Raw genomic sequence first — 25,214 nt, forward strand, 5'->3', positions numbered from 1 at the left:
GAAAGTCGCCCTTCTCAATCAACACGCGCGATTCCCTTCTTCACGATCTCGTCGAATGCCTCGATGGTCGCCCGGCACGCGTCACCCGCCGGCAGCCCGGCCTCGAGCCGCGCCGCCATGATGGCCCGTTGCCGCTGCGCGAGCTTCTCGCGGCCCTGCCGTGCGATCTGCTCGAGCCGGTGAGCGATGCGGGGGTTCGCGAAGCGGGGGCGAAGAGCCGCGAGCGCGGCATCCGTCTCAGCATCCTCGAATCCCAGGACGGGCCGCACCTCGTTCCAGAGCTGCTCGACCGTCGCGCGGATCTCGTCGTCGCCCCACGCCTGATCGATGGTCTCGAACCCGCGCAGCAGGCCGAGGTAGGTCATCGTCGAGTGCGCGGCATTCAGCAGCCACAGCTTGCGGCGCTCGAACGGCGCGACGTCGTCGACGAAGCGCGCGCCGACGGCATCCCACGCGGGGCGCCCGGCAGGGAAGTCGCCCGCGATCACCCACTCCGAGAACGGCTCGGTGATCACCGTCAGCGGGTCGCTCGAGTGCGGAGTGATCCGGTCGACCATGGTCGACGGGAACGTCACTTTGCGCTCGATCCAGCGCGCGAGATCGAGATCGGATGCCTCGGCCAGCCGCACCACCGCCCCGTGGAGCACCTCGCCGTTGCCCGCGAGGTTGTCGCAGCTGACGAGGGCGAGCGGGCCGCCACCCGCGGCGCGCCGTGCGGCGAGGCCGGAGAGCAGCCGGCCGGGCGCCGGCGAGGTCGCGGCGTCGTACCCCGCCTCGGTCACGGTGACGGTCACGACGGCGAGTTCTGGGTCGCAGAAGGCCGCCGTCCAGGCATCCGTATCGTCGCCGGCAAAGGACGCCGCGATCGACGTGACCTGCGTCGACTCGTCGCCCTCCGCGCCGCGCTCGACCAGCGTGTAGCGGTTGCCGGCCGCGGTCAGCGCCGCGGCCAACTCGGGCGAGCGCCCGGTGAACGCGGTGTAGCGCCACTGCTCAGCCGGCGCGGGGTCACCCGGCGCGAGCGCGTTCGCCCGCTCGGTGTACCACGCCTGATGGGCGCGGAAGAACGCGCCGAGGCCGAGGTGGGCGAGTCGCGTCATGCCTCGACGTCGGGCCCCTCGGTCTGCACCTCTTCGACGGCGTCGGCCTCCGCAGCCTCTGCGGCGACCCACTCGGCCCACATCAGCGCCCGCTGGTACGAGCCGTGCAGGAACTGCAGGCTGTCGAGCAGCCGCTCGTCGCGCGGGGTGCTCAGGTCGGTGAAGTCCTCGAGCGCGACCCAGCCGTCGTAGCCGATCGACACGAGCGCGCGGAACAGCCAGTCGATGTCGATCTGCCCGTCGCGCAGGGTCGACCAGTTGTGCTCCCACATCACCTGGGCGTCGGGCCCCTGCTGGCCGTTCGGCCACCACACGGCGTTCTTCACGTGGATGTGCGCCAGGTACTCGCCGAGGATCTGGAAAGCCGTGCCGATGTCTTCGAAGCCCTCGATCACCTGGTTGCCGATGTCGTGGATGACGCCGATGCGCTCCGGGTCCAGCCCCTCGACGAGGCGGTAGGCGGCCGAGGCGCTCGAGATGATCGTGCCGTGGTGCAGCTCGACCAGCACCTTCACACCATGCACGGCGGCACGCTCGACGACCCACTCGAGGTCGGCACGCGTGGCGGCGAAGACCGCGCGGTAGTCGGCGACGGGAACGTGGGGAACGCCGATGCGCACGCTGCCGGCGCCGAGCGCGGCGGTCGCGGCCAGCAGTCGCTCGATGTTGTCGTGATCGGATGCCTGCACGTAGGCGCCGATCGCAGAGAAGTCGAGCCCCGCCTCGTTGGTGATGCGCAGGATCTCGGGCACCGACTCCTCGAGCCCGGTCAGCGGCCAGGTCGCGCGGTTGCCGGCCCAGTAGCCGGGCTCGTCGGCCGGCTCCTGGTCGGTGACGCGCCACTCGATGCCGTCCCACCCTTGGGCGGCGATGGCGGCGGCGGCCTCTTCAGGCGTCCATTCAGGGGTCGAGACGGTGGTGACGGAGAAGCGCATCAGGACGGTTCCTCTTGAGAGTTCGGGTCGAAGGTGACGTCGTCGTGGGCGCCCGAGAGGATCTCGTCGACGCCGACCTCTGCTCCGAGGGCGGCCGAGACGTAGAGCGCACGCACTACTGCCAGCGAGAGTAGCGCGTCCTCGACGCCCACCGTGGGCGGGCGGCGCTCTCTGATGGCCGCGACGATGTCGTCGTACTGCCGGCGATGACCCTGCGTGAACGCATCGGGGGCGGGTTCCCCACCCGCGAGCTGATCGGCGGCGACGAGGTCGGGGGCCAGATTGCGCGGGCCGCCCCTGGTCGGGTCTGCGTTGCTGTCCCGAGCCGCGTCTGCGTCGGCCGCGGGCGCCGCGTAGAAGTACTCGAGCCGATCGCCCTCGATGAGCGCTGAGCCGAGAGAGCCGTGCACGTTGAGCCGCACGCCGAGCCCCGGGTACGCCGCGGTCGTCGTGTGCAGCACCGCGATGGCCCCGCTCTCGAACCGCACGGCGGCCGCCGCCGTGTCTTCGACGGCGAGGCCGTCGTGCGCGAGCACAGCGGCGTAGGCGAACACCGACCGGGGGCGGCCGAGCAGCCACACAAGCAGGTCGACCGTGTGCACGCCCTGGTTCATGGTCGAGCCGCCGCCGTCGAGCTGCCACGTGCCGCGCCACTCGCCCGAGTCGTAGTACTGCTGGCTGCGCCACCACGGAACCGTCGCGACGGCGCTGGTCAGGCGGCCGAGGCGCCCGCTGTGCGCGGCCTCGGCGACGACGACGGATGCCGGGTCGAAGCGGTGCTGGCTGATGACGCTCACGATCTGACCGCGACCGGACGCCTCGCGGGCGGCGTCGCGCAGCGGGAGCGCCTTCCCGACCCTGGTGTCGAGCGGCTTCTCGATCACGACGTGGGCGCCCGCGGCGACCGCCTCGAGCGCGAGCTCGACGTGGGTACCGCTGGGCGTCGCGATGACGACGACGTCAGGCGCACCAGCCCTCAGCGCCTCGGTAAGCGTCTCGAACTGCGCGGGCGGCGGCCACGACGTCTCCGCGGCGATCAGCTCGGCGATTCTCGCGCGGGCGGCGGGGTCGGGGTCGACGAGCGCCGCAACCCGCAGCACCCCGTTCGCGGCCATCGCACGCACGTGGTTGCCGGCGATCACGCCGTTGCCGACCAGTGCGGCGCTCAGTGTCTGGTCTGCACCGCCGTTCATGCGGTGGTCACGCCGATCTGCGCGATGAGCCGGTCGAAGGCGCGCGCAGCTCGGCCGAACGCCGCCGGCCCGCTGAAGCCGCCGAGCGAGAAGCCCTCAGCGAGGTGCGGCTCGAGGCTCGCGAACCCCGCATAGCCCGCGTCGCGCAGTGCGGTCACGGTCTCGAGCAGCTCGCCGTCGCCCTCGCCCGCGGGCACGACCTCACCGGTTTCAAAGAGCGCGTCCTTCACCTGCAGGTAGTCGACGTAGGGCGCGAGGCTCCTCCACCCTTCCGAGAACGGCTTCACGCCGCACTGCACGTAGTTCGCGTTGTCCCACGCGAGTCGCAGGTTTCCACTGCCGACGGATTCGACGATGTCGAGCACCCGCGCGGGTACGTCGCCGTAGATGCCTTTCTCGTTCTCGTGCAGCAGCACGATGTCTTCAACCTCGGCGAGGTCGGCGAGCGCGCGCATCCTGACCAGCACGTCGTCGCGGATGTCCTCGGCCGTGCGCTCCTCAGCCCGGTAGAACGAGAAGATCCGCACGAAGCGGGACTCGAGCCGGTGCGCGACCCTGATGACCGCACGCAGCCGCTCGACCTCGTGCTCGACGGGCAGCGACACGTCGACCTTGCCGATGGGCGAGGCGATGGCCGAGACGCCGAAGCCGGCCTGCGAGATGCGTTCGGCTAAGGCATCCGTTCGCTCATCATCGAAGTCGGCGACGTTGACGCCCCACGCACTGCGCACCTCGACGTGCCGTGCGCCGAGCGCTTCGAGCACCGCGAGCTGGATCGCAGGGTCGGGCGAGATCTCGTCGCCGAAGCCGGACAGTTTCCAGACCGCAGCGTCGCTCACGCTTTCACGCTATGGCACGGCGGGTGCCGGTCTCTAGGGGCGGCCCATCACGTTTGCGAATGTCAGCATTCCGGCACAGAACGCACGATTCGTCACCCGGAACCGAAAGGAAACGGGTGACGAATCGCGCGAGGGGACGCTAGCTCTGCAGGATCGCCGAGCGGCGAGCGAACGGCTTCGCGATCGCCCGCCAGCCGCGCAGCACGACGCCGGTGAAGATCAGGGCGACGATCACGAACGGCAGCGCGATGCCCTGGCCGCTGACGAAGCGCAGCAGCATGCCGACCCCGACGGTGACGAGCCAGATCGGGATCGCGGACGAGCGGATCGCGAGCGGGCGTCGCCAGGCGAGGCTGACGGCCCAGCCGAGCAACGTGCCGACGAGGAAGGGCCACGCCGTGTGCGCGACGCCGAGGAAGCCGAGGTCATAGCCGTGGATCATGCGGCCGACCATCGTGAAGCCGGTGACCAGGGCGAGGTCGAGGAAGATCGCGGGCACGAGCCACGGGCTCGGGCCGACGCGGCGGGCGGAAGTGATCTTGTATACGGTCATAGATGCATGATTGCGTACAAGACTTGAAGAATGCCGAGAGCGGGCGAGGCGCGTTGCAGATTGAGGCGAGCGGATGCCCCTGCTTGACTCGCGGGTATGACTGCGCTGTCCCCGCACCCCGACCGTCTGCTTCCGGCCGACCCCGGCACGCGTGACGTCGCGCGCAGGCTCTACGGCGAGGTGGCGGGCGCGCCGATCCTGTCGCCGCACGGGCACGTCGACGCGCGGGTGCTGCTCGACGACGAGCGCTTCCCCGACCCGGCTGCGCTGTTCATCACCCCCGACCACTACGTGACCCGGCTGCTGCACGCGCTGGGGGTGACGTACGAAGAGCTGGAGCTGGGGAAGGACGCGCGGGAGCGCGATGGGCGGAAGATCTGGCGCACTTTCTGCCGCCACTGGGACGCGTTCCTCGGCACCCCCGTGCGGTTCTGGCTCGAGAGCGAGCTCGCCGAGGTGTTCGGCATCGACGAGCAGCCGAGCGAGGCGTCAGCCGACCGCCTCTACGACGAGCTCGAGGCGCGACTGTCAGAGCCCGGGTTCCGGCCGCGCGCCCTGTTCGACCGCTTCGGCATCGAGGTGCTCGCGACGACCGATGACCCGGCCGACGACCTCGCGGCGCACCTCGCGCTGCGCGAGGACCCGACGTTCCGCGGCCGGGTCGTGCCGACCTTCCGCGCCGACCGCTACCTGACGCCCGGCACGCCGGCGTGGGCCCCCGCGCTCGCGGCGCTGGCCGAGGCATCCGGCATCGACACGGGCACCTACGCCGGCCTGCTCGATGCCCTGCGCAGCCGGCGCGCGTTCTTCCAGGCGGCGGGCGGCACCGCCACCGACACGGGCGTGCTCGCGGCCGACGCGACGCCGCTCAGCGACACCGCGTCCGAGCGCATCCACCTCGCCGGGCTCGCCGGCGAGGTGAGCGAAGCCGAGGCATCCGCCTATCGCGCCAACCTGCTCTATCGCTTCGCCGAGATGTCCGTCGACGACGGCCTCGTGATGCAGCTGCACGCGGGCGTCCACCGCAACACGCACCGGCCGACCCTCGAGCGCTTCGGGCCCGACACCGGGCACGACCTTCCCGCCGTCGGCGGCTACACGCAGCCACTCGCGCCGCTGCTCAGGGACTTCGGCACGGCGCCCGGCTTCCACCTCGTGCTCTTCACGGTCGATGAGACGCTGTTCAGCCGCGAAATCGCGCCGCTCGCGGGCTTCTACCCCAGCGTGTTCGCGGGGGCGCCGTGGTGGTTCCTCGACTCCCCCGCCGCCATCGCGCGCTATCGCGCGGCCGTCACCGACTCCGCCGGCTTCGCGAAGACGAGCGGCTTCATCGACGACACCCGCGCGTTCTGCTCGATCCCGGCCAGGCACGACATGTCGAGGCGGGCGGATGCCGCATTCCTCGCGAACCTCGTCGTGACGCACCAGCTCACAGAGGACGACGCGCTCGGAGTCGCTCGTCGTCTGGTCGACGAGCAGCCCCGGCGCGTCTTCAAGCTCTGAGAAGCCCTGCGAGCGGCGCGGCCGGTCGGCTCAGTTGCCCGACGGCACCCCCGAGCTCTGCAGTGCGGCGGTCTCGTGGAAGTTGTCGTAGCTCAGGCTGTCGGCCTGCGCCCCGATGAGCCCGAGCACCGTGTGCCCCTGGCCGAGCAGCGTCATGAGCGCCTCGAGGGTCAGGGGGTTGGCGGCGAGGCTCTTGTCCAGCCCCTCACCGTTGCCGTACTTCGTGCCGATGCGGTCGATGTACAGCACCGCGTGGCCCTTGAGCGTCATGCCGGCCGTGTCGAGGTTGACCAGTTCCTGACGGTTCGACGAGTCGAGGTGGAAGTTCCCGATGGTGAGCTCGTCGCACTCGATGCGGATCGCGGTCGCACGGCTGCCGTTGGCGAGCGGCACCGTCACGATGCCGACGTTGCTCGGGCCGGAGATCTTCAGCGAGTCACCCCACGTGTTGGCCGAGGGCGTCGTGAAGATGCCGTGGTCGTTGTCGGCGCCGAGCGACACGAGCGGGGTCTGCGTCGTCGGGTCACTGGTGGCGGGCGCCGTGGTGGTCGGCGTCTGACCGGGGGCCGGCACCGACCCGCCGTCTTGCCCGGGGACCTGGATGATCGTGCCACCGGGGTCGGTCTCAACAGGGGACCCGCCCGAGCCCGTGGATGGGGTGGGACTCGAGGCGGGGGTCGTTGGCGTCGGCGACGGACTCGACGACGGCGAGCAGATGACGAACAGGACGCAGCCCGACTGGACGGCGGCCGGCTCTGCGGCGCGCGCACTCTGCGGCGCGACGCCCGCTGCGACCAGCGCCAGCACGATCGCCGCTGCTGCGGCGCCGCCGCGGCGCAGGCCCGGCGGAATCACGGGCTCTGCGTGCCCGTTGCCGTGCTGGACGCGCGACTTGGCCGCACGGCCGGGCGCGGGCTGATCGGATGCCTGACCCGTGTCATCCGTCTCGGACGACAGCAGCTCGGCGAGTCCCTCAGGCGGCTCGCTCGAGGCATCCGGCTCGGCCACAGCCGCGTGCTCTGCGCGCTTCTTGGGCATCCAGGCGACGACGAGGACGCCGCCGATCGACGAGAGCAGCATGCCGATGATGAAGCCGCCGAGGTTCACGCCGATCAGCGAGTACAGCGACAGCAGCAACGCGATGATGCCGTAGAAGATGCGGTGCACCGGCATCAGGGCGATCAGCACGGCCAGCAGCACCAGGACCGCCGGGATCACGGCGGCCTGCAGCCCCTCGAGCCCGAGCTGGACGTGGATCTTTCCGATGTCCAGCTGCCCGGAGAAGAACTCCTCGATGCCGCCGATGGCTATCAGCACCGCGCCCACGAAGGGGCGTTCACGGCGCCATTCACGGAAGGCGGCGCGTCGCGTCGTCACGATGCGCTCCGCTTACTTGGCAGAGCAGCCGCTGCCGTCGGTGACGACCTTGAGGTGCATGTCGGACAGCGCCAGCGTGCCCGCCGTGGTGCTGTAGGCGACCTGCGAGAAGTTCTTCAGCGTGATGCCCTCGGAGTCCTGGGCGAAGTCGCCTGCGGAGCCCTTGGCGTTCGTCACGACCGAGGCCGCGTCGGTGCCGATGCGGATGTTGCTGAAGACCGCATCACCCTTGAGGTCGGTCATGCCGATCTGCAGGTTCTGCGCCTTCACCGGCGCGCCTTCCTTGTCGCCCGCCGTGATGACGAGGCCGACCTTGCCCGCGGGCGTGTCAGTGACGACCGACTGGCACAGGTTCGCGATCGTCGCGGTGCCGATGTTGGCGATCGCGACCGGCACCTCTTTGCCGTCCTGCAGCTTGGCGACGCCGCCGTACTGCGAGAACGAGCTGCCGTCGAGCTCACTGCCGCCCATCGTGAAGGACTGGCCGGAGATCGAGAACGAGACCGGCACGGCACCCTGCGCGACACCGCCCATGACGACCGCCGCTGCGATGCCCACCGGAACGGCGACCATCGCGATGCGCCCCCCGCGCGACTTCACGATGCTCTTGAAGTTCATTGCTCCCCCTAAATGGAACTGGTGACAAGACCACTCTGTCCTGCCCCAATGAGGTTACAAGCCTATTGACAAACGGTCAAATAAGAACCTCAGCGCGTGTCGCCGAATGCCGTCGGTGTGCTCGTGCCGCAACGCGGGAATGGGTCGATAAGCAGACCGATGTCGCGAAAGCATCCGTTCTATCGACCCAAATCTGCGTATCGACTCAGCAACGCGACGCGGTCAGCCGGCGCAGCAACGCGACGCGGTCAGCCGGCGCAGCAACGCGACGCGGTCAGACGCGCGACCGCGGCGAGACGAGCTCGACGACGGCGAGGCAGCTCTTCTCGAGGAAGCCCACGAGCTCGTCGCGGCCGAGCCCTTCGTTGACGGCGCCGTCGATGAGCGCCTGCTCGGCGAGCGACACCCAGGCGCGCAGCGCGATGTGCAGGCGCTCGTTCGTCTCGACGCCGAGCTCGCCGAACATGATCGACAGCCGCTCGGCCTGCGCCGAGCGCACCTCGTCGACGATCTCGCGCACAGTCTCGTCGCCCGAGGCCGCACCCCGCACGAGCGAGTAGAAGGTCTGCCGGTGATCGCGGGCGAAGGTGACGAAGCGCTCAAGCGTGTCGTGCAGGCGCTCGGACGGAGCGAACTCGGGGTGCGGCTCAGTGGCGCGCATCAAGCTGTCGCGGGCCGCGCGCACGAGTTCGTGGTGCAGGCCCGTCTTCGAGCTGAAGTAGTAGAAGACCAGGCCGCGCGAGACACCGGCCTCCGCCGCGAGGAACTCGATCGTCACGTCTTCCAGCGGGCGATCTGCGAGCGCGTTCACTCCGAGGGCGATCAGCTGTTTGCGCCGCTCCTCTGGCGTCATCCGCGTGCGACGGTCGGTGCCTGGCATCCCTTGAGACTACCGAGAGGCGGGTGAGCGGACGCGTGACGCATCCGTCACCCGCCGAACCCGGGTCACTCGCAGATGATGTCGCCGGGCGCAGGCGCGCTGATGTCGACGGGCTGGCCCGCGGCGAGCGCAGCGCGGATCTCGGCGACCAGCTCGTCGACCGGGTTCGCGATGTCGAAGACGCCGCCGCGCTCGTCGGCGCCCAGCGGCTCGAGGGTCGCGAGCTGCGAGTCGAGCAGCGTCGTCGGCATGTACTCGTGGTGGCGCCCCGCAAGCCGCGCGGCGAGCAGCTCATGCGTGCCGTTCAGCAGCGCGAAATAGGCGTCTGGCGCGTACTCGCGCAGCAGGTCGCGATAGGCCCGCTTGAGCGACGAGCACGCGATGATGACGCCGTCGCCGACGGCCAGCCGCTCGCCCACGCGGCGCAGCCAGGGCCAGCGGTCGTCGTCGGTGAGCGGGATTCCCGCGGCCATCTTCTCTTTGTTGGCTGCGGGGTGAAGGTCGTCGCCGTCGATGAAGATGCGACCGGATGCCGCAGCGAGGCGGTCGCCCACGGTGCTCTTGCCGGAGCCGCTCACGCCCATGAGGACTACGGGTTGAAGTGTTACGGGCGCCGCGTTTTCCATACGTCTATCTTGGCTAGTGTTAGCGCCATGACAGAGCAGTCCGTGGCAAATATCGGTGTCGTCGGCCTTGCGGTGATGGGATCGAACCTCGCGCGCAACCTGGCCTCTCGTGAGGGGAACACCGTCGCGGTGTTCAACCGTTCGTGGGAGCGCACCGAGACGCTGATCACCGAGCACCCCGAGGCCGGCTTCGTCGCCGCCCACGACTACGAGGAGTTCGCGGCGTCGCTCTCGAAGCCGCGCACCGCGATCATCATGGTGCAGGCCGGCAAGGGCACGGATGCCGTCATCGAAGAGCTGACGAAGGTGTTCGAGCCCGGCGACATCATCGTCGACGGCGGCAACGCGAACTTCCACGACACGATCCGCCGCGAGCAGGCCATCCGCGAGACCGGCATCCACTTCGTCGGCACCGGCATCTCGGGCGGCGAAGAGGGCGCGCTCAACGGCCCGTCGATCATGCCCGGCGGCTCGGTCGAGTCCTACGAGACGCTCGGCCCGATCCTCGCGTCGATCGCAGCGCGCGCCGAAGACGGCGAGCCGTGCGTGACCCACGTCGGCACCGACGGCGCCGGCCACTTCGTCAAGATGGTCCACAACGGCATCGAGTACGCCGACATGCAGCTCATCGCCGAGGCCTACGACCTGATCCGCCGCGGCACGGGCAAGACCCCCGCCGAGATCGCCGACATCTTCGACGAGTGGAACAAGGGCGACCTCGAGTCGTACCTGATCGAGATCACCGCAGAGGTGCTGCGCCAGACCGACGCAGAGACCGGCAAGCCGCTGGTCGACGTCATCCTCGACGCGGCGGGCGCCAAGGGAACCGGCGCGTGGACCGTGCAGAACGCGCTCGACCTGGGCGTCCCCGTCTCCGGCATCGCCGAGGCCGTGTTCGCCCGCTCGCTGTCGTCGAAGGCGGCGCAGCGCGCGGCGGCCGCCGGCGTGCTGCCCGGCCCCGACAGCGAGGACTGGAAGCCGAGCGACCCCGACGCCTTCATCGAAGACGTGCGCCAGGCGCTCTACGCCTCGAAGATCATCGCCTACTCGCAGGGCTTCGACGAGATCATCGCCGGCGCCGAGCAGTTCGGGTGGGACATCAAGAAGGGCGAGATCGCGAAGATCTGGCGCGCGGGCTGCATCATCCGCGCGCGCTTCCTCGGCCGCATCACCGAGGCATACGCCGAAGACGACAACCTCGTCGCGCTCGTGCTCGCGCCGTACTTCCGCGACGCGGTCACGAACGCGCAGGGGGCCTGGCGCCGCGTCGTCGTGTCGGCCGCCGAGGCAGGCATCCCCAGCCCTGCGTTCTCGTCCTCGCTCGCGTACTACGACGGCCTGCGCGCCGAGCGCCTGCCGGCCGCCCTCGTGCAAGGCCAGCGCGACTTCTTCGGCGCGCACACCTACAAGCGCGTCGACAAGGACGGCATCTTCCACACCCTGTGGTCGGGCGACCGCAGCGAGATCGAGACCGAGCCGAGCTGGCACTGACCTGCGGCTAACGCATCGAGTACGCAGTACTCGCGCCTAAACCTTCGGGTTCCGCGCGAGTACTGCGTACTCGCGGTTAGAGGTCGAGGACCTTCTGGTTCCGGTCCTCGCGGTGCTCAAGCAGGCGGCGCATCAGTACCGAGCCTGCGACCGCGATGCCCAGAGGGGCGAGGAACTCGGGTGAGGCATCGGTCAGCTCGAACACGATCGCGAGCGCCATGAGGGGCGCCTTCTGACTCGAGGCGAGCAGCGCCGCTCCCCCGATGATCGCGAACGCCGCGACCGACGACCCGGGCCAGAGGAGCGCCCAGCCGATGCCGATCGCAGCACCTGCAGCCGCGCCCAGCGCGATCGCCGGCTGCAGCACGCCGCCTGCCGCGCCCGAGCGGATGGTCAGCAGCGTCAGGACCGACTTGGCGGCGAATCCGATCACCAGCACACCGAGAGCCGTCCAGTCCGTCGTGTTGAACGCGAACTGGCCGAGCGCGCGCCCGTTGCCCATGATCTGCGGCACCCAGATGCTGACGATGGCGACGACGACGGATGCCGCAGGCAGCAGCCACAGGATGGGAAGACCGGCCGGCTTGCGGCGCTCGGCCCACGCCGTCCAGTGCGCGAACCAGTATCCGAGGAAGCCGAACAGCGGGCCGAAGATCAGGGCGAAGGCGGCGAGCGACCAGGAGCTTTCCGCGCCGTGCACCGCGTAGAAGGCGTGGCCGCCTTCGACGATGCTCGCGACGGCGGCGGCGAGCGCAGAAGCGCCGAGCGCGAGGCCGATCGCCTCGAGCGACAGCTCGGCCAGCAGGATCTCGACGGTGAACAGCGCTCCGGCCAACGGCACGTCGTAGACCCCGGCGAGGCCGGCCCCGGCCGCCGCGGCGACGATGAGGGTGCGCTCGCGCGGGTCGAGGCCGAAGAGGCGGCTGAAACTCTGGCCGATCAGGGCACCGAGCTCGCGCGGGGCGACCTCGCGGCCGACCGGCGCGCCGGCGCCGACGATGAAGACCTGCAGCGCGGCGTGCACGATCGTCTGCCACCACGGCATCTGCGACCCCGTGACCGCCTTCTGCACACTCGGAACCGCGCGTGCCCGCGTGCGCAGCAGCCACCACACGACTGCGGCGATGCAGCAGGCGACGATGACCGAGACGAACCGGCGCCAGACCGGCGCGCCGACCGCCCCCGGGCGACTCGGGTCTTCGAAGAAGCCGAACGCGAGCGTCTCGACGCCGCGAAAGAACAGCGTGACGAGCCCCGCCATGACACCGACGAGCACCCCGACGATCAGGATGACGAGCGCGAGGCGCACAATGCGTCGGGCGGCGGCGGGCATGCCTTCGACGTTAGCGGGTGAAAGCGCTCCGCCAGGGGCCGCCCTGCAGACGCGACGAGATGTATTCGAACCAGTCGTTGGGGATGAGCTGTCCGGGAAGGATGACGAATGCGCCAGTGACCTGACGTGCCACGACGAAGTCGCCGACACGCCGAAGCGTGCGGAACGCGGCGAAGAGCACCGTCGAGTCGCCGAGGGGCGTCACAATGCGTGCGGTTCCGGGCGTGAACCCCATCGCGTAACGGGCACCGCTCGGGAATAGCTTCTTCGTCGCGCGCAGCAGCAGCACGCGGGTCAATAACACGACGAAAATCGGTATGCAGAACATGAATGCGCCGACCGCGATACCAAAACCGTCTTCAGCGAGGATCGACCCGATAAGAGGGAACAGCGCCGCGAGTTCGAGAATGGCGAGCACCACGATCACGAACGGTCGAAAGATCTGAACTCTCAACAAGCTGGTCGCTGCGCCGCGTGCGGTGTTCTCATCTGCGGTGAACTCGTAGTGGAGAGCCACCGTCGCATCCGTCATAGCGGCCCTTCCTCGTGAGCTGATTCACGTTACTGGCTGACCCGGCGCAGAGCCAGTACCTCGAAGTGGGACTGCGTCACCGACGGCGGAGCGTTGGCGGTGCGGGCCATGGCAGGTGCCAGACGGCACGACGGCGACCTGGCATGACCGCACTCGCCGATCCGTACTCGTCGTCCTCCACCACGATTCCGTCGGCGGACACCTCGGAGATCCGCACTGCCGCCCAGCCGCCATCGCGATCGATCTCCCAACGATCGGCGAGGAACCCGATGCCGAGCTCGTCGAGCGCCGCCTCGGCGCGGTCCAGATCGAGGGGCGCGGCTGCAGCATCGCGACCGAGCAGATCCACCGGCACCCATCCCTCGCCCTCCGGCCGCAGCCAGCCGACGAGCTCGCGGTCGGAGCGACGGAACTCGAGCCAGTCGGCAGGGACGGTCATCGCACCAGCTTGTCAGGCGCGCTCGAGCAGAACCAGCGTCTCGAAGTGGGAGGTGTGCGGGAACATGTCGAAGACCTGGGCACGCACCGGTGTGAGGGTGGGCATCGCCGCGAGGTCGCGCGCGAGTGATTCCGCGTTGCAGCTCGAGTAGAGCACGTGGTTCACGCCGCTGGATTCGAGCCAGGCTGCGAGGTCGGGGCCGATTCCGCGACGGGGCGGGTTCACGACGACCAGACCGGGCGCGGATTCCCGTTGCCGCGCCCACTGCGTGGCATCCGCCGCAATGAAAATCGCATCGAGATCGAGGGATGCCGCGGCCATCGCCGCGGATGCGACGGCGTCTTCGCTGAGCTCGACGCCGGTCACGCGCTGGGAAGGGGTCTCGATACGCTCGGCTTCGCGCGAGCTACTCGACCAGCGGGGGGCGAGTGCGCGGGCGAGATGGAGGGCGAATCCGCCGACACCGCAGTAGAGGTCCCACACGGTGTCAGGTTCGAACTCGGCGGCCCAGGCGGCACCCGTCGCGTAGAGACGCGCGGCGATGTCGTTGTTCGTCTGCACGAAGCTGCGCGGCAACAGGCGCAGGGTCACGTCGTCGAACGGCAGCTCGAGGGCGTTCTCGTCGGTCAGGGCGACCTCTTCCTCGCCCTCGAGCACGGCCTTGTGCTCAGGCAGCAGGTTCACGGTGACGACGCGCAGCTGAGGCAGCTCGGCGCGCAGCGTGGGCAGATGCTTGCGGATCCGCGCAATGGATTCCGTCGAGCGCAGCACGAACCGCAGCATCAGCTCGCCGCGCGCGTTCGCGGTGACGATCAGGTACTTCAGCTCTCCGCGGCGCGCAGGGATGTCATAGGGAACGAGCCGTGCGGTCGTGATGAAAGCGGCGAGGGACGGCAGCACCCCGCGGATCGACGGGGCCACGATCGGGCAGCCTTCGAGATCGACGCCGTGCTGATCAGTGTCGAGGATGCCGAGGGTGGGGGCATCCGTCGTACCGCCGATCACCAGCTTCGCCTTCGTGCGGAAGCCGCCCACCTCGCTCGCCGCAGGCGCGAGCCAGTCGATGCTCTGCCTGTGGGGAGCGGCGAACGGGTCGATCAGCTCGCGAGCGCGGGCCTGCTTCGCCGCCAGCTGGTCTGCGTAGGCGACGTCGAGCAGCGAGCACGAGCGGCAGATGCCGGCGTCGAAGTAGCCGCAGGGAAGGGCGATCGAGACGCGGTGGTCTCCATTCGCCCTCGGCGAGTCGACCACCGAGCCGCCGTGCGAGTCGACCAGCGGAAGCTGGTTATGCGGCGCTGTGCTTGTCTTCGACGGCTTCGCCGTCGAGTTGGCCACGGGCCTATGCCGCCCCATCGAACATGCTCGTCACCGAGCCGTCGTCGAAGACCTCGTGGATCGCGCGGGCGAGCAGCGGCGCGATCGAGAGGACCGTGAGGCGATCCCAGCGCTTCTCGACCGGCAGCGGCAGCGTGTCGGTGACGACGACCTGGTCGATGAAGTCGCTCTGCAGGATGTCGACGGCCGGGTCCGAGAACACGGCGTGCGTCGAGGCGACGACGACGCCGATGGCGCCGTTCTCCTTCAGCGCCTCTGCGGCCTTGACGATCGTGCGGCCGGTGTCGATGAGGTCGTCCACGAGCAGACACACGCGGCCGCGGACATCGCCCACGATCTCGTGCACGGTGACGTCGTTGTGGACCTTCGGGTCGCGGCGCTTGTGGATGATCGCGAGGGGCACGCCGAGCTTGTCGCTCCAGGCATCCGCCACCTTCACGCGCCCCATGTCGGGCGAGACGACGGTGAGGGTCTCCGGGTCGAGCGACTCCTTGAAGTGCTTGAGCAGCACGGGCATCGCGAACAGGTGGTCGACGGGCCCGTCGAAGAATCCCTGGATCTGCGCGGCGTGCAGGTCGACCGACATGATGCGGTCGGCACCGGCCACCTTGAACATGTCGGCGACGAGACGGGCCGAGATCGGCTCGCGGCCGCGGCCCTTCTTGTCCTGCCGGGCGTAGGGGTAGTAGGGCGCGACGACGGTGATGCGCTTGGCGGATGCCCGCTTGGCGGCGTCGACCATGATGAGCTGCTCCATGAGCCACTCGTTGATCGGCCGCGTGTGCGACTGCATCACGAAGATGTCGGCGCCGCGCACGCTCTCTTCGAAGCGCGTGTAGATCTCACTGCCGGCGAAGGTGCGGATGTCTGTGGGAAGCAGCTCGATGCCGAGCTCGTCGGCGACGTCTTGTGCGAGCTCGGGGTGCGCCCGGCCCGAGACCAGAACCAGCCGACGCCGCGCGTCCGACTTGATGCCCCATTGCGTCACAGATTCCGTCACCGGGCCAGCCCTTCTTCGTTCTGCGCGTCGGCTGCTGCCTGCGCTTCGCTCGCGGCCTGATCGGCCGCGCTACCGGGGCGGTTGGCGTGAACCCAACCTTCTCGGTTCCGCTGCGGAGAGACGTTCAAGGCGAGTGCGCCCGCCGGAACGTCGCTACGGATGGTCGTTCCGGCGCCTGTATAGGCTCCGGCCCCGATTCTAACCGGCGCGACGAAGACGGTATGCGCGCCGCTCTTGACACCGGGACCGATCACGGTGCGGTGCTTGTGCTCACCGTCGTAGTTGGCGGTGATGCCGCCTGCGCCGATGTTGGTGCCTGCGCCGATCTCGGCGTCGCCGATGTAGCTCAGGTGCGGCACCTTCGCGCCGTCGCCGATTTGCGAGTTCTTGACCTCGACGAAGGCGCCGACCTTGCCGTCTGCCCCGATCACGGTGCCGGGCCGTAGGAACGAGAACGGGCCGACGTCGGCTCCCGCTCCGATGACGGCGAGCGTGGCATCCGTTCGCCTGACGTGGGCGCCCGCGCCCACCTCGGTGTCGACCAGGGTCGTGTCGGGGCCGACCGTCGCGCCTTCGGCGATCGCGGTTGCGCCCTTCAGGTGAGTGCCGGGCAGGATCGTGGCGTCACGCTCGATCTTCACCGCGAGGTCGATCCACGTAGTTGCGGGGTCTTGGACGGTCACGCCCGCGAGCTGCCAGCCGCGCACAATCAGCGCGTTCAGCCGTGCGGCGGCCTCGGAGAGCTGTGCGCGGTCGTTGATGCCCTCGACCTTCCAGCTGTCGGGGGTCGGCACCGCCGAGACATCCATGCCCGCGGCGCGCAACGCGGCGATCACGTCGGTCAGATACTTCTCGCCCTGCGCGTTCGCGGTGCTCAGGCCGGCCAGCTTGTCGCGCAGCGCGGCGGCGCCGAAGACATAGACGCCCGCGTTGATTTCGTCGATCGCCCGCTCGACCCGGCTCGCGTCCTTGTGCTCGACGATGCGGGCGAGCGCGCCATCTGCGTCGCGGACGATGCGGCCGTAACCGGTCGGGTCGTCGACGATCGTGGACAGCAGCGTTCCGCTGTCGCCTGCGGCGCGGTGCGCGTCCACGAGTTGACGCAGGGTGTCCGCGTCGAGCAGCGGAACGTCGCCCGAGAGAATCAGAACGTCGCCGTCGAAGTCCTCCGGCAGCGCCGCTACCGCCTGCTCAACCGCGCGGCCGGTGCCCGGAATCTCGTCCTGGTCGATGATGCGGGCGGATGCCGCCACACCGGTCGCCTCGGCGGCGACGCGGTCGCGTTCGTGCCGGACCACGACCAGCAGATGCTCTGCGTCGAGCGCTTTCGCGCTGTTCAGCACATGGCCCAGCAGGGTGACCCCCGCGAGCTGGTGGAGCACCTTCGGGGTCGCGGACTTCATCCGCGTACCCTGCCCGGCTGCCAGGACGACGATGGCGAGGCGGCTGTCGGTCACCCCTCGATGCTACCGGCGGATGTCAGCGGATGCCTCCGTCGCCGGGGCGGCCGTCACCCAGCCGGCCGTCGCCGACGCTCCCGTCGCCGACGCCCCCGTCGTTCGCGCGCCCGTCGTCGATGACCGGTGCGGCGTGCGCTCCGCGGTCTTCACCGGCGGGCGCGTCGCCCACCCGGTTCCCGTCGCGATCGGTGCGCACGTCCGGGTCGACGTCGTCGGCGCGGCTGAGCTTCGCCTGCTGCTCGTCACGGGCGGCCGCTGCGGCACGCTCGCGCTCGTCTGCCTCGCGGCGCAGGCGCTCGGCCTCGACTTCGGCCTGCTTCGCGTCGGCGGCGGCACGGGCCGAGTTCGCTTCGCGTTCGCGCGCCGCGAGCTCTGCGCGCGAGGCATCCTCTCGCAGCTCTTCGGCGTGGCGACGGTCGACCTCGCGCTTGCGGCGTCGGCCCGCGGTCGCGGCGATGATGACGATCGCCGCGATGACGAGCACGATGACGACGATCAGGATGATCCATCCGATGGTGTTCATGGTCGTGCACCGTACGCGTGCATGCGATACGCGTCAGCCCCTTGCGCACGCCGGCCACGCCGATGTCGGCGGCCATCGCTGTGCGACGACTTCAGGCCGCGACGACCCCCAGCACGACCTCGGCGGAGCGCGCGGCCGCGTCGTCGACGTGCGTCAGGAACTCGGTGCCGTCAGGGGCGCACAGGTCGCTGATCGCGCGAACCGAGACGAAGCGCTGCCCGTGGGTGTGCGCGAACTGCGCGAGGGCCGCCGTCTCCATGTCGACGGCGACGATGTCGGGAAAACTCTCGCGCAGGCCGAGGGCGCGCGTGGCCGTGACAAAGGTCTCGCTCGACCCGATGGCGCCCGGCTGCACCGCCAGGTCGCCGCCCGCGGCGAGCGCGCGCTCGGCGAGCACCGCGTCGGCCGCGTAGTCGGCCGGCATGCCGGGCACCTGCCCAAGCACGTAGCCGAAGGCTGTGGCATCCGCGTTCAGATTCACATAGCGCGACCCGACGATCACATGGCCGACCTCGACGCCGGCCGCGAGCCCGCCCGCCGTTCCCGCGCTGATGACGGGCACGTCAGCGCCGAGCGTGTAGAAGGCGTAGGCCGCCGCGGCGGTCGCGTTCGCGAACCCGATGCCGCTGCGCAGCAGCACCGCGGTGCGGTCGCCAAGCTGCAGATCACGGCGCACCGCGTGCGCGTTCGTCGCGACCTCTGTGACCCGATCGGCGCGGTCGAGGAAGGGCGCGGCCTCTTCCTCCATAGCGACGATGATGACGGATGCCGGCGCGAGGGCTTCCGTCACGCGGTGACCTCGCTCCACTCCGCGCGCTTGGAGAGGAACTCGCGCGCGGCGGCCTGGGCGCCCTCGAGCGAGTGGTTCGCGCCCCAGCCGCACTGCACCTCGTTCGCGGCGGGGACCTCGGTCGCCGTCGTGATGTCGGTGAGGGTCTGCTCGATGAGCGCGAGCACGTCGTCGTAGGCGGGCTCGCCCGAGAGGATCAGGTAGAAGCCGGTCTGGCAGCCCATCGGCGAGAAGTCGACGACGGCGTCGCTGTGGTTGCGGCTCTTCTCGGCGAACAGGTGCTCGACCGAGTGCACGGTCTTCATGTCGAGATGGCCGACGTTCGGCTGGGCGAAGCGGACGTCGTACTTCACGATGACGTCGCCCTTGGGCAGCACCTTGCGGTCGGCGAGGCGGACGTAGGGCGCCTTGACGGTGCGGTGGTCGAGGTTGAACGACTCGACGTTCATGCGCTGGGGATCGGTCATGGCTCGATTCTTCCAGCCGGGTCGCCGTGGCGCTGGCGAGTTACGTGAGCTAGGACTTCACCCGCTGACGCAGGTCGACGAAGCCGATGACGAGGGTCAGCAGCACCAGGCCGAAGGCGATCGCGAAGCCGGCAAGCACGCCCTCGTGGTACTCCGCGATCGGCGCGTGCTGCCCGGAGCGCACATCGCGGAAGAACACGGCGCTGATCGCCGCGAGGCCGACGGCCGTGCCGAGGCGCTGTCCGAGCTGCTGGATCGAGCCCGCCACCGAGCCCTCCTCCCGAGGCACGTCGGCGAGCGTGAGCGTCTGGTTGGGCGAGATCACGAGCCCTCCCCCGATGCCACCCACGAGCATCGCTCCGGCCATCGGCCCTTCGCTGAGGTGCGGCGGCGTCAGCGTCGCCGCGGCCGCGAGCCCGGCGATCGCGAGCGCGACGATCCCGAGGCCCACGACGACGAGCGAGCGCCCGAAACGCTCGACGAGCTTGCCGCCGTACCACGCCGCGACTGCAGAGCTCAGGGCGAAGGGCACCGTCGCAAGCGCGGCGAGCAGCGGTGCCGCCCCGAGCCCTTCCTGCAGGTACAGCGTCGTGACGAGGAAGGTCGCGGGCATTCCCGCGAAGTACACCGCGGCGATCGCGGCCCCGTTGCGGTACGACGCCATGCGGAACAGGTCGAGGTGCACGACGGGTGACTTGCCACGTGCGGCATACCGGCGCTCCCACCACAGGAACGCCGTCGCGAACACAGCGCCGCCGATGAGCCACAGCCAACGCAGCGGATCGTCGCCCTCACCGCCCGAGGTGAGCAGGAACGGCAGCATCAGGCAGAACACGGCCGCGCCCAGCAGCCCGATGCCGACGAAATCGAGCTCGGTGTCCGGTGAGCCGCCCTGACGCGCCGGCAGCAGGCGCCATGCGAAGATCAGCGCCGCCGCGCCGCACGGCACGTTGAACCAGAAGAGCAGGCGCCAGCCGTCGCTCTCGCCGCCCGCGGCGATCAGCAACCCGCACAGCGTCGGGCCGAGGGCCGTCGCGACGCCGACCATCGCACCGAAGAGACCGAAGGCCTTCGGGCGATCCTGCGGTCCGAAGAGCTGCTGGATCAGTCCGAGCACCTGCGGCATCAGCATCCCCGCCGCCGCTCCCTGCAGCAGCCGCGTGACGGTCAGCCACACGTCGCTCTGCACGAGCGCGCAGGCCGCGCTGGCGAGCGCGAAGGCCGACAGGCCGATCAGGAACATGGTGCGCCGCGAGCGCATGTCACCGAGGCGGCCCGCGGGCACGAGCGCGAGCCCGAACGCGAGCGCGTACCCGGCGACGACCAGCTGAAGCTGAGCGGATGACGCGCTCAAGCCTTTCTGAATCGAGGGCAGCGCCACGTTCACGCCGGACAGGTCGAGGATCGTCAGCGCGCCGGCCGCGATGCACACCCAGAACGCGCGCCACCGCAGGTTGTTCGGCAGCTCGTCGGGCTCGGACTCCGTCGCGGGATTTCTCTTGGGAAGAGCCACGCAACGAGGCTAGGTTGCGGCGCGCACGGCCTAAACCGGGTTGACGGATGCCGGGGCATCCGCTCGTCGCGGTGGGTGGTCAGGCGGGAATCGGCTCGCGCACCGGCTCGCGGCGCACCGCGACGATGGTGACGTCATCGTCGTGCGGAACCTGCTCCGCGAGCGCCGTGAGCGCCGCGACGATCGCCGCCGGCTCGGTGTTCCCGCGGGCGATCTCGCTCACGCGCTCGATGGTCGACTCGGTGTCGTCGAACAGATCGAGCACCCCGTCGCTCACCGTCACCAGCACTTCTGAGGGCTCGAGCCGGGTCGTGCGCGTCTTCCACGTGTCGGTGACCTGGATGCCGAGCGGAAGGTCCTGCGAGACGAGTCGTTCGACCGTGCCGTCGACGCGCAGAATCGCCGTCAGCCCGTGCCCCGCGTCGGCCCAGCGCAGCACGCCGTCGTTCGACAGCCGCGCGTGGAACAGCGTCGTGAACGTGACATCGCTCGCGGCGCGGGCGACCTCGAGGCCGTCGGCCGCGCGCAGCAGCGCCTCGGACGGGTCGTCGACGGAGTGCGCGCTGCGCACCGCGGCCCGCACGGCCGCGGCGATGAGTCCGGCACCGACGCCCTTGCCCATGACGTCGCCCAGGGTGAGCGCCATGCCGTCGTCGGTGGCGTACCAGTCGAAGAAATCACCGCCGACCGATTTCGCGGGCAGGCACGCGCCGGCCACGTCGACCCCATCGGCGACGGCAGTGTTCGTCGGCAGCAGCGAGCGCTGCACGTCGGCGGCACGATCGAGCTCGCTCTGGACGACGTCTTCCTCGCGGCGCGCGAGCTGCACGCTGAGGCGGGCGTCTTCGGCGAGGACGTTGACCACCACGGCGGCCGCGCTGTAGACGATCATCGTGACCGCGAGCCGGACGAGCGCGGGGGCGTCCAGCGTGGTGCCGGGCACGAGCACCAGCGGCGCGAGAAGGATGATGACGATGCCGATGACGGCGTAGTAGATGTGCCGCCGACCGGAAAGGCTGCCCAGCCAGAGAACCGCGAGCACCATGAGCGCGGTGAACGCCGACGCACCCTGCCCCGTCGCCGAGCGCAGGAAGGCGATCGCGACGAAGTCGATAGCCGGCACGATCGCGAACAGCGGCCTGATCGACTGCCGCAGCGCCGCGACCACCGCGAGTGCCGTGGCGGCCGCCATCAGCACCATGCTCCACCCGAACAGCGGCATGCTCGTGACCGGAACCCCGTGCAACCCGAGGCCCACGAACGCGGCGATCAGGAAGATCACGGCGATCGGCAGCTGCCTGACGACCGCGTTGTTGAGGAGGCCCACGCTGAGTTTCATCTCACAGCGAGAATAGAGCGATTCTGCGCGGGCACTGACGCTTCCGCCACGCCTGCCGATAGGCAGTTGGGCGCCTGATGCGCGCCAGAAGGAGCAGCAGCGGGTGGATCACACGGTCGAAGAAGTGGGCGACGATGCGGCGGTCATCACGCTCGCGGGTCGCGTGAACATGGTGACGGCGCCGGCCGTGCGCGAGCTCATCACGGGCATCATCTCGGCCGGCCGCGTGCGCATCGCCGTCGATCTCGACGCGGTCGAGTTCATCGACTCGTCGGCCTTGGGTTCGCTGATCGGATGCCTCAATGCCGCGCGCCGGGCGAACGGAGACCTGCGCATCTCGCGCCCGACGAAGCACATCCTCGCCGTGCTCGAGGTGTCGAACCTCATCCAGCTGCTGCGCCCGTACCCCTCGGCGCACGCCGCGCTGGAGGCGTGAGCGCATGACGACCGAGCACCACATCGACTTCGCCGCGCCGCCGGCCGACGTGAACATCGTCCACGAGTTCCTCGACGGCGTCTGGAGCAGGGACGCGTCGCTCACCGCCGACGAGCGTCTGGCCTTCGAACTTGCGCTCGTCGAACTCGCCGCGAACGTCATGCAACACGCCGACACCGGGGCCGGCGTCGCCTGCCGCCTGCGCATGATCGTCGACGAGGCATCCGTCAGCGCTCTGCTCAGCGACACGGGCCGCGCCGGCGACATCGACCTGGCCGCGTGCGAGATGCCGGACGAGCTCAGCGAGAGCGGCCGGGGCCTCGCCCTCGTGCAGCTCGTAGTGGACGAGCTCGGCTATCAGCGCGTGGGGTCGTCGAACCTGTGGACGATCCGCAAGGCACGCGCCGCCGCCTGAGCGTCACCGGGCGGCCCTCCCCCGCTTACGCGACGCGCTCGCCCGCGCGGGCCTCTGCCTGCTTCGACGATGAGAAGAAGCGTGCGAACAGGCGGGTCTGCGGCTTCTCGGTCTTTGCGTGGCCGGGGCACCACTGGCCAGCCTCGACGTTGGAACGGACCATCTCGATGTGCTGGCCGTCACCGGCCCACGTCGTCTTGGCGCACTCGGCGCACTTAACCGGGTAACACATGTCTCTCCTGGGGTCGGGTCCCGTTGAGCGATCAGGCGGTGGGGTTCTTCTTCGCCTGACATCAGCTTCGGGCATCAATCCGCGCCGAGTCCGCAACGCATCCTCAAGACCGGCTCAACCTTCGCTGAGGTCGGCGGGGGCGCCACCCCCGTCGGTGCTGCAAGGGGCAGACATCCCGCTCTCTGCGCCCGTATTGTCGATGCAATATGAACCGCGCATCGTTCCTCGGCAACACGCTCGTGCGGCAGACTCCGATCGCGGTGATCTTCGCCCTCGCGGCGGTATTCGGGCTGGTGATCCCCGAGATCCCGGTGACGAGCATGCCGACGTTCGTCGTGGGCATGGCCATCGCGGCCGTGGCGACGGGACTCGCGTTCGTCCCCGTGCACTCGCGCCTCGGGACGGCGCTGTTCACCATCGTGCCGGGCATCGACTTCATCGCGATCGCTCTGCTGCGGACGACGACCGGCGACTCCGCCTCGGTGTTCACCGCGCTCGTCGTGCTGCCGGTGTTCTGGGTGTCAGGTTCAGAAGGGCGCCGCTACGTCGTTTTCGGCGTCGTCGGCAGCATGTTCGTGATTCTCGCCCCGCTTGCGCTCGACCCGGGCAGCGGCCTGTCGAGCGCCGATCTCACCCGGGTTGTCGTGTATCTGATCGTGTTCAGCACCGTGAGCGGGGCCGTCAACGCGCTCACCGCTCGCTCGCGACTCAGGGTGCGCTTGGCGCAGCAGAACGAGGGACAGGTGCTCGAAGAGATCGGGCGAGCGGCCGCCGTGCAGCGTTCGCTGCTGCCCGATGCGAACCTGACCATCGGCGACGACATCTCGGTCGCCGGCACCTGCCAGCCGGCCACGAGCGTCGGCGGCGACTTCTTCGACTGGTACGACACGGGAAGCGGCGTCGCGATCACGCTGGGCGACGTGATGGGCAAGGGCGTCGGTGCCGGCCTGATCGCCGCGGCCGTGCGGGCGTCGGTGCGCAGCGCGTATTCCGTTGACGACCCTGCCGAGGCGCTGCAGCGCGCGTCGGACGGGCTCGAGGTGGCCAGCGATGTCTCCGACATCACGTTCACGACGCTTTTCCATGCGCGGCTGTCGACCGACGGGGTGCTGCACTGGGCCGACGCGGGGCACGGGCTGAGCGCCATCTTCCGTGCGGACGGCACCGTCGACCGACTCGCGTCGCAGAACCTTCCGCTCGGATTGCAGGTGGTCGAGCGCTGGCACACCAAGACAACCCGGCTCGACCCCGGCGACGTACTCGTGTCGGTCAGCGACGGCGTGCTCGACCTGTGGAGCGGCGTCGACGAGGCGATCGAGGGAATGAACGCGATCAGCCGTGAGGACTCGGACCCGAACGCGATCGTGGCGAAGTTCTCAGCGCTCGCCGCGCAGATTCCGCACGATGACGACATCACGGTCGTCGCCGTGCGGCGCGAGCCGCTGGATGCCGACCGCGAGCCGCTGGATGCCGAGCGCAAGCCGCTGGATGCCGAGCGCGAGCCGGCTGCGGCAGCCGGGGATGCCGGGGCGGCAGCCGTCGCGGCGTAGGCGGCGGGGGCCGCGCGAGCGGCGGCGCCGGGGCGGCGGGCGGCGCGGTCGGCGGCGTGAGCGCTGAGTGGCTCCGCGACCTGGATTCGAACCAGGACTTAACGGCTCCAAAGGCCGTCGTGCTGCCGTTACACCATCGCGGATCGGTTACCAGTCTGGCATTCCCGGGCTGGGTAGGCTGACCGCATGCCCGCACCCCAGGATGAAGTCGACCGCATCGTCGACGCCTGGCTGCGCGAGCGCCCCGATCTCGACTTCACACCTCTGCAGGTGCTCTCGCGCGTCGACCGGCTGTCGCGCCACCTCGAGACGGCTCGGCGCGCGGCGTTCAGCCGCTCCGGCCTGCAGTCGTGGGAGTTCGACGTGCTCGCCGCCTTGCGCCGCGCAGGCGCCCCCTATCAGCTCTCCCCCAAGGCGCTGCTGCAGCAGACCCTGGTCTCGTCCGGCACGATGACGAACCGCATCGACCGGCTCGTCGAGCGCGGCTTCGTGCAGCGTTCGAGCGACCCGGCCGACGGCCGAGGCGTTCTCGTGCGGATGACGCGATCGGGATTGACCCACGTGGATGCCGCGATCACGCGTCTCGTCGACGCCGAGGCCGGCATCCTCAAGGGGCTCAGCGCGAACGATCAGACGCGGCTCGGCACGCTGTTGCGGAAGCTGACGGTCGATTTCGACGGGCCGTGAGCTGGGCACGGATGCCGGGGCTGTGCGGCTGGGTGTGGAGAAGTCGCT

27 protein-coding genes and 1 tRNA gene are annotated in these 25,214 nt (G+C 69.8%); 6 read left to right on the forward strand and 22 right to left on the reverse strand.

The window, feature by feature from the left end; translation table 11 throughout:
• Positions 1-14: 14 nt before the first annotated feature.
• The 5 genes from ABD736_RS06320 to ABD736_RS06340 form a co-directional block, all read right to left on the reverse strand.
• Positions 15-1,100, reverse strand: coding sequence for a mannitol dehydrogenase family protein (locus ABD736_RS06320; protein WP_344790890.1), 1,086 nt, complete (start codon positions 1,098-1,100; stop codon positions 15-17).
• Positions 1,097-2,035: a sugar phosphate isomerase/epimerase family protein gene (locus ABD736_RS06325; protein WP_344790891.1), complete on the reverse strand. Its 939-nt coding sequence runs from the start codon at positions 2,033-2,035 to the stop codon at positions 1,097-1,099. Before ABD736_RS06325 ends, ABD736_RS06320 begins: the two co-directional genes overlap by 4 nt.
• Positions 2,035-3,228, reverse strand: a complete 1,194-nt coding sequence (locus tag ABD736_RS06330; protein WP_344790892.1) for a Gfo/Idh/MocA family protein — start codon at positions 3,226-3,228, stop codon at positions 2,035-2,037. The genes ABD736_RS06325 and ABD736_RS06330 overlap by 1 nt, the downstream gene beginning before the upstream one ends.
• A complete protein-coding gene (locus ABD736_RS06335; RefSeq protein ID WP_344790893.1) occupies positions 3,225-4,067 on the reverse strand; it encodes a sugar phosphate isomerase/epimerase family protein in 843 nt (280 codons plus the stop codon). The genes ABD736_RS06330 and ABD736_RS06335 overlap by 4 nt, the downstream gene beginning before the upstream one ends.
• A gap of 139 nt (positions 4,068-4,206) precedes the next feature.
• On the reverse strand, positions 4,207-4,620 hold the full coding sequence (locus ABD736_RS06340; RefSeq protein ID WP_344790894.1) for a DUF3054 domain-containing protein: 414 nt from the start codon (positions 4,618-4,620) through the stop codon (positions 4,207-4,209).
• Between the two features lie 96 nt (positions 4,621-4,716).
• Between ABD736_RS06340 and uxaC the strand changes: the two genes are divergently transcribed.
• Entirely contained in the window at positions 4,717-6,123 is a 1,407-nt protein-coding gene (gene uxaC, locus ABD736_RS06345) for a glucuronate isomerase (protein ID WP_344790895.1), read from the forward strand.
• A 30-nt stretch (positions 6,124-6,153) separates the two neighbouring features.
• On the opposite strand, the gene ABD736_RS06350 is transcribed toward uxaC, so the two are convergent.
• From ABD736_RS06350 to ABD736_RS06365, 4 genes are all read right to left on the reverse strand, one after another.
• Positions 6,154-7,500 (reverse strand): DUF6114 domain-containing protein, encoded by a 1,347-nt coding sequence (locus tag ABD736_RS06350; RefSeq protein WP_344790896.1) that lies wholly within the window; start codon positions 7,498-7,500, stop codon positions 6,154-6,156.
• A 12-nt stretch (positions 7,501-7,512) separates the two neighbouring features.
• The gene (locus ABD736_RS06355; RefSeq protein ID WP_344790898.1) at positions 7,513-8,118 is read right to left on the reverse strand and encodes a DUF6230 family protein; all 606 of its coding nucleotides are present in this window, start codon (positions 8,116-8,118) and stop codon (positions 7,513-7,515) included.
• A 274-nt stretch (positions 8,119-8,392) separates the two neighbouring features.
• A complete protein-coding gene (locus tag ABD736_RS06360) occupies positions 8,393-8,998 on the reverse strand; it encodes a TetR/AcrR family transcriptional regulator (RefSeq protein ID WP_344790899.1) in 606 nt (201 codons plus the stop codon).
• Positions 8,999-9,063: 65 nt separating this feature from the next.
• Complete coding sequence (locus tag ABD736_RS06365; RefSeq protein WP_344790900.1) at positions 9,064-9,624, reverse strand: gluconokinase; 561 nt, start codon at positions 9,622-9,624, stop codon at positions 9,064-9,066.
• Positions 9,625-9,651: 27 nt separating this feature from the next.
• Here ABD736_RS06365 and gndA point away from each other — a divergent pair, with 27 nt between their 5' ends.
• A complete protein-coding gene (gndA, locus tag ABD736_RS06370) occupies positions 9,652-11,115 on the forward strand; it encodes an NADP-dependent phosphogluconate dehydrogenase (RefSeq protein ID WP_344790901.1) in 1,464 nt (487 codons plus the stop codon).
• A 76-nt stretch (positions 11,116-11,191) separates the two neighbouring features.
• Here gndA and ABD736_RS06375 read toward each other — a convergent pair whose 3' ends face one another.
• The 11 genes from ABD736_RS06375 to ABD736_RS06425 all read right to left on the reverse strand — a co-directional run bounded on the left by ABD736_RS06375 (position 11,192) and on the right by ABD736_RS06425 (position 21,846).
• Positions 11,192-12,448, reverse strand: coding sequence for a chloride channel protein (locus ABD736_RS06375; RefSeq protein ID WP_344790902.1), 1,257 nt, complete (start codon positions 12,446-12,448; stop codon positions 11,192-11,194).
• A gap of 10 nt (positions 12,449-12,458) precedes the next feature.
• Entirely contained in the window at positions 12,459-12,980 is a 522-nt protein-coding gene (locus ABD736_RS06380; RefSeq protein WP_344790903.1) for a hypothetical protein, read from the reverse strand.
• Positions 12,981-13,056: 76 nt separating this feature from the next.
• A complete protein-coding gene (locus tag ABD736_RS06385; protein WP_344790904.1) occupies positions 13,057-13,419 on the reverse strand; it encodes a hypothetical protein in 363 nt (120 codons plus the stop codon).
• 12 nt (positions 13,420-13,431) lie between these two features.
• Complete coding sequence (locus ABD736_RS06390) at positions 13,432-14,754, reverse strand: methyltransferase domain-containing protein (RefSeq protein WP_344790906.1); 1,323 nt, start codon at positions 14,752-14,754, stop codon at positions 13,432-13,434.
• A gap of 4 nt (positions 14,755-14,758) precedes the next feature.
• Positions 14,759-15,754 carry a ribose-phosphate diphosphokinase gene (locus ABD736_RS06395; protein WP_344790908.1) on the reverse strand — a complete coding sequence of 332 codons (996 nt, stop codon included), beginning with the start codon at positions 15,752-15,754 and terminating at the stop codon, positions 14,759-14,761.
• Positions 15,751-17,211, reverse strand: a complete 1,461-nt coding sequence (glmU, locus tag ABD736_RS06400; protein WP_344790909.1) for a bifunctional UDP-N-acetylglucosamine diphosphorylase/glucosamine-1-phosphate N-acetyltransferase GlmU — start codon at positions 17,209-17,211, stop codon at positions 15,751-15,753. The genes ABD736_RS06395 and glmU overlap by 4 nt, the downstream gene beginning before the upstream one ends.
• Positions 17,212-17,233: 22 nt before the next feature.
• Positions 17,234-17,737 (reverse strand): hypothetical protein, encoded by a 504-nt coding sequence (locus ABD736_RS06405; protein ID WP_344790910.1) that lies wholly within the window; start codon positions 17,735-17,737, stop codon positions 17,234-17,236.
• A gap of 91 nt (positions 17,738-17,828) precedes the next feature.
• Positions 17,829-18,527, reverse strand: a complete 699-nt coding sequence (mtnN, locus tag ABD736_RS06410; RefSeq protein WP_344790911.1) for a 5'-methylthioadenosine/S-adenosylhomocysteine nucleosidase — start codon at positions 18,525-18,527, stop codon at positions 17,829-17,831.
• Entirely contained in the window at positions 18,524-18,994 is a 471-nt protein-coding gene (locus ABD736_RS06415) for an S-ribosylhomocysteine lyase (protein ID WP_344790912.1), read from the reverse strand. The genes mtnN and ABD736_RS06415 overlap by 4 nt, the downstream gene beginning before the upstream one ends.
• Before the next feature lie 49 nt (positions 18,995-19,043).
• Positions 19,044-20,507, reverse strand: a complete 1,464-nt coding sequence (locus tag ABD736_RS06420) for an MFS transporter (RefSeq protein WP_344790913.1) — start codon at positions 20,505-20,507, stop codon at positions 19,044-19,046.
• 79 nt (positions 20,508-20,586) lie between these two features.
• Positions 20,587-21,846, reverse strand: a complete 1,260-nt coding sequence (locus ABD736_RS06425; protein ID WP_344790914.1) for a PP2C family protein-serine/threonine phosphatase — start codon at positions 21,844-21,846, stop codon at positions 20,587-20,589.
• A gap of 103 nt (positions 21,847-21,949) precedes the next feature.
• On the opposite strand from ABD736_RS06425, the gene ABD736_RS06430 reads away from it, so the two are divergent.
• Positions 21,950-22,282, forward strand: coding sequence for an STAS domain-containing protein (locus ABD736_RS06430; RefSeq protein ID WP_344790915.1), 333 nt, complete (start codon positions 21,950-21,952; stop codon positions 22,280-22,282).
• Positions 22,283-22,286: 4 nt separating this feature from the next.
• Positions 22,287-22,697: an ATP-binding protein gene (locus ABD736_RS06435; protein ID WP_344790916.1), complete on the forward strand. Its 411-nt coding sequence runs from the start codon at positions 22,287-22,289 to the stop codon at positions 22,695-22,697.
• A 25-nt stretch (positions 22,698-22,722) separates the two neighbouring features.
• Here the strand turns inward: ABD736_RS06435 and ABD736_RS06440 are convergent, their stop codons facing one another.
• On the reverse strand, positions 22,723-22,929 hold the full coding sequence (locus ABD736_RS06440) for a hypothetical protein (protein ID WP_344790917.1): 207 nt from the start codon (positions 22,927-22,929) through the stop codon (positions 22,723-22,725).
• 206 nt (positions 22,930-23,135) lie between these two features.
• Here ABD736_RS06440 and ABD736_RS06445 point away from each other — a divergent pair, with 206 nt between their 5' ends.
• A complete protein-coding gene (locus tag ABD736_RS06445; protein WP_344790918.1) occupies positions 23,136-24,479 on the forward strand; it encodes a PP2C family protein-serine/threonine phosphatase in 1,344 nt (447 codons plus the stop codon).
• A gap of 68 nt (positions 24,480-24,547) precedes the next feature.
• Here the strand turns inward: ABD736_RS06445 and ABD736_RS06450 are convergent.
• A tRNA-Gln gene (locus tag ABD736_RS06450) sits at positions 24,548-24,622 on the reverse strand.
• 43 nt (positions 24,623-24,665) lie between these two features.
• Between ABD736_RS06450 and ABD736_RS06455 the strand changes: the two genes are divergently transcribed.
• The gene (locus tag ABD736_RS06455; RefSeq protein ID WP_344790919.1) at positions 24,666-25,166 is read left to right on the forward strand and encodes a MarR family winged helix-turn-helix transcriptional regulator; all 501 of its coding nucleotides are present in this window, start codon (positions 24,666-24,668) and stop codon (positions 25,164-25,166) included.
• Positions 25,167-25,214: the final 48 nt, after the last annotated feature.

The sequence above is a fragment of the Gryllotalpicola daejeonensis genome (assembly GCF_039538145.1).
Taxonomy (GTDB): Bacteria; Actinomycetota; Actinomycetes; order Actinomycetales; family Microbacteriaceae; genus Gryllotalpicola; species Gryllotalpicola daejeonensis.